General features: G+C 42.6%; 6 protein-coding genes and 2 pseudogenes. 6 read left to right on the forward strand and 2 right to left on the reverse strand.

Features of this window, described 5'->3' with window-relative positions:
• The 3 genes and pseudogenes from ACH2DQ_RS00455 to ACH2DQ_RS00465 all read left to right on the forward strand — a co-directional run.
• Positions 1 to 57: pseudogene (locus tag ACH2DQ_RS00455) on the forward strand (DUF6783 domain-containing protein); the annotation flags it as partial.
• A 24-nt stretch (positions 58 to 81) separates the two neighbouring features.
• Positions 82 to 2,538, forward strand: a complete 2,457-nt coding sequence (gene lexA, locus ACH2DQ_RS00460; RefSeq protein ID WP_394913463.1) for a transcriptional repressor LexA — start codon at positions 82 to 84, stop codon at positions 2,536 to 2,538.
• A 16-nt stretch (positions 2,539 to 2,554) separates the two neighbouring features.
• Complete coding sequence (locus ACH2DQ_RS00465) at positions 2,555 to 2,941, forward strand: DUF3783 domain-containing protein (protein WP_394913464.1); 387 nt, start codon at positions 2,555 to 2,557, stop codon at positions 2,939 to 2,941.
• A 355-nt stretch (positions 2,942 to 3,296) separates the two neighbouring features.
• Here the strand turns inward: ACH2DQ_RS00465 and ACH2DQ_RS00470 are convergent, their stop codons facing one another.
• A complete protein-coding gene (locus tag ACH2DQ_RS00470; protein WP_394913465.1) occupies positions 3,297 to 3,920 on the reverse strand; it encodes a flavin reductase in 624 nt (207 codons plus the stop codon).
• A 293-nt stretch (positions 3,921 to 4,213) separates the two neighbouring features.
• On the opposite strand from ACH2DQ_RS00470, the gene ACH2DQ_RS00475 reads away from it, so the two are divergent.
• Genes ACH2DQ_RS00475 through ACH2DQ_RS00485 form a run of 3 tightly spaced genes read left to right on the forward strand, consistent with a single transcriptional unit; the run spans position 4,214 to position 8,746 of the window.
• Complete coding sequence (locus tag ACH2DQ_RS00475) at positions 4,214 to 6,877, forward strand: HlyD family efflux transporter periplasmic adaptor subunit (RefSeq protein WP_394913466.1); 2,664 nt, start codon at positions 4,214 to 4,216, stop codon at positions 6,875 to 6,877.
• A gap of 10 nt (positions 6,878 to 6,887) precedes the next feature.
• Positions 6,888 to 7,556, forward strand: a complete 669-nt coding sequence (locus tag ACH2DQ_RS00480; protein WP_394913467.1) for an ABC transporter ATP-binding protein — start codon at positions 6,888 to 6,890, stop codon at positions 7,554 to 7,556.
• Entirely contained in the window at positions 7,553 to 8,746 is a 1,194-nt protein-coding gene (locus ACH2DQ_RS00485) for an ABC transporter permease (RefSeq protein WP_394913468.1), read from the forward strand. The genes ACH2DQ_RS00480 and ACH2DQ_RS00485 overlap by 4 nt, the downstream gene beginning before the upstream one ends.
• A gap of 164 nt (positions 8,747 to 8,910) precedes the next feature.
• Here ACH2DQ_RS00485 and ACH2DQ_RS00490 read toward each other — a convergent pair.
• Positions 8,911 to 9,224, reverse strand: a pseudogene (locus ACH2DQ_RS00490) (molecular chaperone HtpG); the annotation flags it as partial.

A 9,224-nucleotide genomic window follows, 5' to 3' on the forward strand; every position in this document is an offset into this window, starting at 1 on the left:
TCTCCCACAAAGTGTGACGTACAGTTGTCAGAAAGCAATTTTAAAACACGCTCTAGAATTAGAGGATATGGGAGAAAATATATGCAGCTGAATATGGAACAGAAGAAGCTCATTACAAGTGGGGTTATGGGTCAATCGTTAATAAAGGGAGTGGCTGGTTCGGGGAAAACCACGGTGGCAGTGAACCGTATCTCCTTTTTATTAAACCATCATTGTGTGGAGCCGGATGACAAAATCTTAATGGTCACTTATAATAAAAGCTTAATCAATTATATTGAATATATCTATTCAAACATTGAAAAGGAAGAACAGATTTCTCTGTTCGCAAGGGACGCCATTGATGACCGGGTGTTCATTCGTAATATAGATAAGTTAATACATAATTATTTCATCCAATTCTGCAGAGAAGAGGGAGAATTTTATAAAATAGCAAAAGTCCAGCAGGAAAATGAAATATTGCAGGAATGTATCTGGCAGTTACAGAAATCCTTCCCGGAGGTAAAGGTTCTGGATGGAAAATTTCTGGGGTTCTTAAAAAAAGAAATCCAGTGGATAAAGTCCTGCAATTATATGGAACTGGAAGAATATCAAAATGTAGACCGGATAGGAAGAACCGGAAGCCGTAATAATGAAAACGGTCCAAAGAAATTACTGAAAAACAGCCAGACACGTCAAAGTATTCATGAGCTGATGAGCCTCTATCAGCGTAAGATGGCAAAAAAGAATCTGTGTGATTTTCAAGATATTATTCTAATGGCACTGCAATATATGAAAACACATCAAATTCCGAAATTTACTCATATTATCATAGACGAAAGCCAGGACTTGTCCCGCATACAATTAGAATGTCTGCGGGAGTTATATAATCGGGAAAAAGAATACAGCAGTATCCTTTTTGTAGCAGATACGGCACAGAGTATTTATGAAGGTTCCTGGCTTGTGAAAGGGCGTAGTTTTGCAAGTATTGGGATGGATATGACGGGTAAAAGCAACCTGCTTTCTAAAAATTACAGAACCACAACCCAGATTGCAGAAGCAGCATACAGCCTGATCAGTCATGACATCGATATTATTGGAGACGATAATTTTGTAAAACCTTCCTTGATTGACAGACAGGGAAGTTATCCGGTCTTGCGTAGTTTTCAGGCTCTGGAGGATGAAATACATTATGTAAAGGATCTGATCTTAAGGAATCTCAGCCGCAAGTATGAACGAAAGGATATAGCCGTAATCGCAAGGACGAAGAAACTTTTAGAACAGGTGGAAGCAGGATTTGGCCAGGAACTTACCAGTAATTTTTATACAAGCAGTACCGGAATCGATTTTCAATCCAATGATGTGAAGTTATTGACCATGCATTCCATTAAGGGGTTGGAATTTAAAGTGGTTATTCTGATAGGAATTTCTGAAAAGATTATACCAAATAATATGGCACTGGCAGAAGCGGATGATGTAAATTATGCAGAAACCATGGAGCGGAAATTACTCTATGTTGGCATGACAAGGGCAACGGAGCGTCTGTATATCAGCAGTCACAATGAACCGTCCAGATTCATCAGAGATATCAATGCATCTTTTTTAAGATTAAGAGAAGGGGCACGGCTGCATAATCTATATCAGGTTCCCCTTAAGGATTATCTGTTCTTAAACAAGATAGATGATCCTTATACAAAAGAGGAATCCGTGCGCCAATGGCTGATCAGAGAGCTGACAAAGATTTACCGCTATCCAGCGAAAATGCTGGACATTGAATACCGGGTACAATTATTTTCAAAAACAGGATTTGTAGATATTGTGGTATATATTTATGCCAATAATGAAATGATACCTTATATATTGGCAGAAGTAAAGCAGCCAGGTTACGGAATCGTAAGTGCTCTGGAACAGATGAAATCTTATCTGGCAGCAGCTCCCAAAGCATGTTATGCAATCGTTACCGATGGCAATGATTTAAAAATATGGGACAGAAGCCTGTCAGAGATAGAAGATATTCCGGTGTTCGACACTTCAATGCTGCCTTCCAGTATTGAGTATTATCAATATGTGGATTTAAACAAGTCTCAGACCGTTAATTTCTTAAGGGATATAGATCATCCGAACGAAATTATCGTCGGAGACAGCAGCAATCAGGAAATCTTAAGCGGAAGCAGTGTGATACGCATTCCCATGTTTTCCAGTATTGCAGCGGGTCAGCCAATTGACATGCTGGATGATATGGTGGATCTGTGTTATTTTCCGGCAGAATGGCTTGTAAGTCCCATGGAATCCTTTATTTTAAGTGTAAAAGGGAATTCCATGATTAATGCTAATATCAGTGACGGTGACTTCATTGTATTGAAAAAGTCGAATGTGGCACAAAATGGACAAATTGTTGCGGTGGATATAGATGGAAGCGTTACCTTAAAGCGATTCCGGCAAATGGGAAGCATGGTACTACTAATCCCCGAAAATGATGACTATGAGCCAATGGGTGTTAATGCGGAGCAGGTCCGGATACTGGGGCTGGCGCAGGGGGTTATAAAGAAAAGACAATTTTAGGAGTGTATAAAATAATATGAAAAGCAGCACATGTGTATTGCTATATGGATTTAAAGATACAGATAAAGGAGAAAAAGTAAAGACAGTTCTGAAAAAAATGGGAATTGAATTTAAAGACATTCTATTGGAAGACTATTACCAGCCTATTGGTTTGCTGGCAGGTATATCAGGATTTCAGAGGGAAGAACGCAAATATACAGGAGGCGGTTTCCCGCAGGAGATGATGGTGATGCATTTAAGCAGCAGTCAGGTCGATACCCTTTTAGCAAAGTTTCGCCAGGAAGGAATTGAGCGCATTCATCTAAAAGCCATGATAACAGAATTCAACCGGTCCTGGAATTCCCTGCAGCTCTATTTAGAATTGCATAAGGAGCACGAAGAGATGTCCAGGCTGCATCCATGAGGAAGTGACTTTAAGGGAGAAGTAATCATAAGGGAGAAGTAATCAGGGAGAAGTAATCAGGGAGAAGTAATCAGGGAGAAGTAATCATAAGGCAGAAGTAATCATAGGCAGAAGTGACCATAAGGCAGAAGCAACCATCAGACAGATGTGATTATCATGCAGACGTAACTATAAGACGGCTCCATCAGAGATGAATACAAAGGCATATTTACACAATAAAAAACAGCCCTCGAAAATCAGGAAGGGGGCTGTTTTTTATGTAAAAATAGGAGGTACCATATATAGTATAGGAATTGTAGTGCCTGCGGATGACATTACAATTCCGCCATAAGCTAAAAAATAAAGATCAGCATCATCAATCTATTTTTTCAAAATAAGATGCATCCTTGCCGCATACCGGACATATAAAGTCTTGCGGAAGTTCATCTGCTTCTAATATATATCCGCAGACGCTGCAGCGAAAACCTTTTGTCTGGCTTTCTTGATAGGAAGGTGCATTTTTGGGAGTAGTTCCTTTCTTTTTGCTGTGATAGTCAGCATAGGTCAGAACCTGGGACTCGGTAGGAATTTCGGCTTCTGTCACTTCTCCAATCAGAATAACATGGGAACCCACATCCAATCGGTCTGTAACTTTACAGGAAAATCTTGCTGCAATTCCTTCAGTGGGATAGGGGTTTCCGTTTAAGTCCCTATCATAAGATGTCTGCTGAAATTTCTCGTTGTCCCTGCTGGACTGGAATCCAAAAGTTTTAATGAGTTCCATATCTGCGTCTTCGGCAAGTACAACAGCAGTGAAAGAACCGGCTCCTTCGATTAAACGCAAGGTTTCATTATTCTTATTCAATGCGATAGATAGTCTTGCAGGTGAAGATGTCACCTGAGCCAGCGTGTTAATCACACAGCCCCCATCTTTCTCTTCGAAATTGGCGGAAACGATATACACGCCATAACTGAGTTTGAAAAAAGCTTTAGTATTCATTGTATCAATTCCTTTCTTATCACTTCGGCAATCAGAAATTGCAGCTATATGCTATATCATATCTTTCCACACAACCTGTCTTTGTATTCCCATAGCTGTATTATATAGTAAAAATTCCCATATGTCAATAACAATAATTATTACTGATACTAAATATATTCAGGTTAATTTGGGTTACCATCACAAAACTAACATTTATCATCCATGGATTCAACACAATTTTCAATTATTCTAGATGCATAAGATAGTTAGCAAAATTAAGACAGATGAAAAGACTGTAAATGGAGGGAAATATGGTAGTGAAACAGAAAAGAAAAAAAATCAAAATCTGGAGAGATAAGAAAAAGAGGAAATGGATCTTGATCCTCCTAGGGGTTTGTATCATTGGAGCAGGCGGAACTACATTTTTTATGACCAGACGGAGGATGCCGGTAGAAGCGGCGGCGGCTTCCAAGACCCAGACAGCAACGGTGGAAAAAGGTAACATCACCAATACCATTGTGGGTACCGGAACATTGGAAGCAGATACTGCAAGTGCAGTAGAAATACCTTCCGGGCTGGTGGTCGATGAAGTGAAAGTGGAAAGCGGTGACAACGTTAAGAAGGGCGATGAATTGGCTGTCATTAATCAGGCATCTCTGCTGTCTAAAATTGAAGATACCCAGGAAGAGATTGCAAAACTGGACAAAGAAATCAATGAGGCAAAGGAAGATACCGATGCAGATACGATAACAGCCAGTGTCAGCGGCCGCGTCAAAAAAATATATACTGCATCCGGTGATAAGATTGCAGATGTAATGCTGGAAAATGGGGCATTGATCCTATTGTCACTGGATGGAAAGATGGCTGTGGAGCTGGAAAATGTAACCGGAATTGAGGCAGGAGACAGCGTAACCGTAACCCTGTCAAGCGGCACAGAGAAAACAGGAACCGTAGAAAGTGTATCCGGCAAAACCGGAATAATTACCCTTACTGATTACGGACCGGAATTAGATGATACTGTAACAGTTAAAGATTCTGATGGAAAAGAACTGGGAACAGGCAAGCTTTATATTCACCAGCAGCTGGCAGTCACAGGTACTGCAGGCACCGTAAGTTCCATAGATGTTTCCCTGAATGAATCGGTGGATGCGGATGATACCCTGATAGAACTAAAAGAAAGTGCATCCCTTGGCACCTATCAGGAACTGCTGGCAACCAGAGAAGAACTGGCACAGTCTCTGCAGGAATTAATGAATCTGTCCGCCAACCCAACCATAACAGCAGAATTTGACGGAATTGTCCAGACTGTAAATGTGACGGCTGGAAGCAGTACTTCCAATAGCAGTACCGCGGGCACCGGTTCATCAGGAAGTTCCAATTCCTCAAATGGCATGACCGGGGTATCCTATTCCTCAAACTCCGGCAGTCAGGCGGTTTTTGCAGCGGCATCCGTCATAAAAGCCATAGGAGTAAGCAAAGAAGTCACAACTGGCGTAACCACCTTAGTAACCACCAGCGCAACTACCGGTGTATCGGCAGAAGTAACCACGGCCGCAAGCACATCAAAAGCAGCAAGCGACTCCATCGAAAATCAAGAATCCAAGAGCTCTTTTCTCACTGAGACCGAGCAAAACAAAACAGAAATAGCAGAGTGTTCGCCGGAGATTGCGGCACCGGTAAAAGGGACTTCACCACAGACGATTCTGCAGGAAACGCAAAGTTATACCGGAAGTATCCTCTGGAATCCCACCGACACTGTCTTTCAGCCTGCGACTACTTATACTGCAGTTATTACACTGACGGCGAAGGAAGGATATCAGTTTGCGGCTGGCATTACACCACAGTTAGGCACAGGTGTTGTCTCCGGAATAACTCTGAGTGCGGATCAGAGTACGCTTTCCTTTTCCGCAGTATTCCCGGCTACGGCAGCAGAGGAAACGGAGAAACCTACAGATACCCAGACTGACCCGGTAACAGAGACTACCAGTGACAAGGAAACAGAGATCAATCCCCAGCCGTCAACCGACCCCAAAGAAACGCAGCCACAGACAGAGGCGGATACAAAAAATGAAAAGGACAGCAATAAACAGTCCGAGTCACAGAAAAGTACCGATAAAAACAACGGTATGGATACCAATGGAAAGAGCAGCGAAAGTACCGATAATGTAACGAATGGAAACTTTACCAATAATACAAACGGGAATAACGGCAGTGGCTCCGGAAATACCGGGAATGTCGCTGAAAATACGGCACAGGCTGCTGCAAGTGAAACCAGCACTGCGGACAGCAAAACCAGTTCGGACAGCACCACATCCGGTACATCGTCCAGTTCACAGCATGTATCAATTATGACGGTGTCCCCGCAGGACAATGTAATTCTTTCCGTAAACGTAGATGAATTAGACATTTTATCGGTCACTCTCAATCAGGAAGCAGAGATTACCTTTGACGCCATTGAAGACCAGACGTTTCAGGGAAGCGTAACGAAGATTTCCAATTCCGCCAGTTCCAGTGGCGGAGTAACAAAATATCCGGTGCAGATTACAATACCTAAAGACGAGTCTATGCGTATCGGAATGAATGCCTCAGCAACCATAACCATCGAAAACAAAGAAGATATCCTGCTGATACCGATGAATGCCCTACAGGAACAGGGAAGTAGAGTATTTGTCTATACAAGTCAGGATGAAGAAGGAATCTTAACCGGAGAAACTGAAATTGAGACCGGATTATCAGACGGAACAAATGTGGAAGTTGTGAGTGGTTTAAGTGAAGGGGATACCGTGTACTATAGCCGCTCAGGTTCTTCTTCCGGCATAGAAATGGGTGGCTTTATGGGAATGCAGGGAGGAGAAATGCCGTCAGGTGGTTTTACCGGAGAGATGCCGCAGGGAGGCTTCAGTGGTGAAATGCCCTCCGGCGGCGGAAGACCAAGCGGAGGTTCGGGCCAGATGAGTGCACCGGGCGGACAGTGAGGTGACGGCAATGATTATATTTCAGGACGTTTGTAAATATTACCAGATCGGCGGAGAAGAAGTGCGTGCTTTGGATCATGCTAATATGAGAATAAAAAAAGGAGAATTTGTCAGTATTATCGGACCTTCGGGAAGCGGTAAGTCTACACTTATGAATATTATTGGTTGTCTGGATGTTGCAGACTGCGGCGAATATTATCTGGATGGACAGGAGATCGAACAGTATTCGGAGCGGGAACTTGGACGGATACGAAACCGGAAAATAGGATTTATTTTTCAGAATTTCAATCTGATCCAGAAGATGACAGCAGAGGAGAACGTGGAGCTTCCTTTAATATACCAGGGAATCCATTCGTCAGAACGAAAAAAAAGAGTAATGGAAGCATTAGAGAAAGTGGAGCTTTCCAGCAGAATGCACCATAAGCCCACTGAGTTATCCGGAGGTCAGCAGCAAAGAGTTGCCATTGCCAGGGCACTTGTGACAAGCCCCTCCCTGTTTCTGGCAGATGAACCAACCGGAAATCTGGATTCCAGAACGGGAGATGATATCATGAGCCTGTTTCACGAACTGCACGAACAGGGAAATACCATAGTCCTGATTACCCATGACAACAAAGTGGCAAAGCAGGCAGTGCGCAGAATCCATATCCTGGATGGGCACGTTAAGGAGGTGGAATGATGATTTTTCAATCCTTAAAAATGGCTTGGAGCGCCATAACCTCTAATAAAATGAGATCGTTTTTAACGATGCTGGGGATTATCATCGGGGTAATGTCTCTGGTGGTACTTGTTTCCATTGCAAATAGTGCAACCACCTCAGTAACGGATGAAATTTCCGATATTGGAACAAATCTTTTAACGGTCCGCATTGTGGACAACAAAGAAAATCCATTGAAGTTATCCGAACTTTCCGGTTTTACGGATAATGATGAGATCGCCCTGACAGCACCGGTTGCCCAGAGCAGCGTCACGGCAAAAAGCGGATATACCAGCAGTACAGTTACCACATACGGCACAACCGGTTCGTATTTGGATATACAGGGGAAGGAACTGGCATATGGACGTTTCTTAAAAACAGCAGATATAGATAACCATTCTAATGTGGTGGTTCTAAATGAAGATGCGGCTACCGAAATCATCGGGCGTGCCAATGCAGTAGGAGAGCGTATTTCACTGGACGGCAGAAGTTTTTTAATTATCGGGATTATTAAGAGTGATGAGAGTAAATCCTCATCCAGCAGTTCCACTTATACCAGTCTGGATGCATATATCCCCTATACCACACTGACCAGGATGGCAAGCAATGTTTCATCAGAGATCACAACTTTTTATGCCACAGCCACCAGCGAAGACAGCCTGGATGCAGCAGAAGATGTCCTGTCGGAGATGCTGTTAGAACGTTTTGGGCAGGATGAAGATGCCTTTACTATTCAGAACCAGTCAACGCTTATGGAAACAATGAACAGCGTGACCAATACACTGGCATTAATGCTGGGGGGAATAGCAGCGATTTCTTTAGTGGTTGGTGGAATTGGAATTATGAATATTATGCTGGTTTCGGTAACTGAGCGTACAAAAGAAATCGGTATCCGAAAAGCAATTGGCGCAGGCAGGGGAAGCATTATGCTTCAGTTTATGTTGGAAGCGTTGATGATCAGCCTTTTAGGCTGTCTCTTTGGAATCTTATTATCCTGGGGCATATTGCAGGCAGCAGGGATGATCATGGACTCTATGAGCTTCCAGCTGTCCAACCAGGTAGTATGGATTGCGGTTGGCTTCTCCAGTATTATCGGGGTGATATTCGGAATCTACCCGGCAAATAAAGCAGCGAAGAAACATCCAATAGAAGCTCTGAGGTATTCCGGCTGATGAAAGCTGGAGAGCTCAAAGAGATCAGAAAGCATAAATAAAGAGATCAGAAGCAGTCATAAACAAAGAGATCAGAAGCAGTCATAAACAAAATAAAAACGTCCGGATGCACTCCGGACGTTTTCAAAATTACATTTCTGCTACAAAGCAGTCGTACTTCTATTTTATTTTGCCAACAGCATCATGATTTCATTACTTCTGGAAATAAATTTGGTCATTTCTTCCGGAGCCAGCTGTTTGTGGCTTAAGAGTGCAAGATCATATAACTGCTCACACATCATCGGAATATTTTCAGAGTCTTTATTTTCAAAGATATACTGTACTAATTTATTATTCGCATTTAATACAAGGGTTTCGGAAGAACCAAACATGCTTGGATCCATGCCGTACATATTATACATCTTCATCATATCCTGCATACGGCGGCTCTCTTCGGAAAGAGTCATCATTGCTGATACATTTTCATTTTTCAGATTCT

This window comes from Robinsoniella sp. (assembly GCF_034124845.1).

Excerpts from the sequence above, each read along its gene's own strand:
- ACH2DQ_RS00480 (WP_394913467.1), top strand. The coding sequence starts at position 6,888 with ATGATTATATTTCAGGACGTTTGTAAATATTACCAGATCGGCGGAGAA.
- ACH2DQ_RS00470 (WP_394913465.1), bottom strand. The coding sequence starts at position 3,920 with ATGAATACTAAAGCTTTTTTCAAACTCAGTTATGGCGTGTATATCGTT.
- lexA (WP_394913463.1), top strand. The coding sequence starts at position 82 with ATGCAGCTGAATATGGAACAGAAGAAGCTCATTACAAGTGGGGTTATG.
- ACH2DQ_RS00475 (WP_394913466.1), top strand. The coding sequence starts at position 4,214 with ATGGTAGTGAAACAGAAAAGAAAAAAAATCAAAATCTGGAGAGATAAG.
- ACH2DQ_RS00465 (WP_394913464.1), top strand. The coding sequence starts at position 2,555 with ATGAAAAGCAGCACATGTGTATTGCTATATGGATTTAAAGATACAGAT.
- ACH2DQ_RS00485 (WP_394913468.1), top strand. The coding sequence starts at position 7,553 with ATGATGATTTTTCAATCCTTAAAAATGGCTTGGAGCGCCATAACCTCT.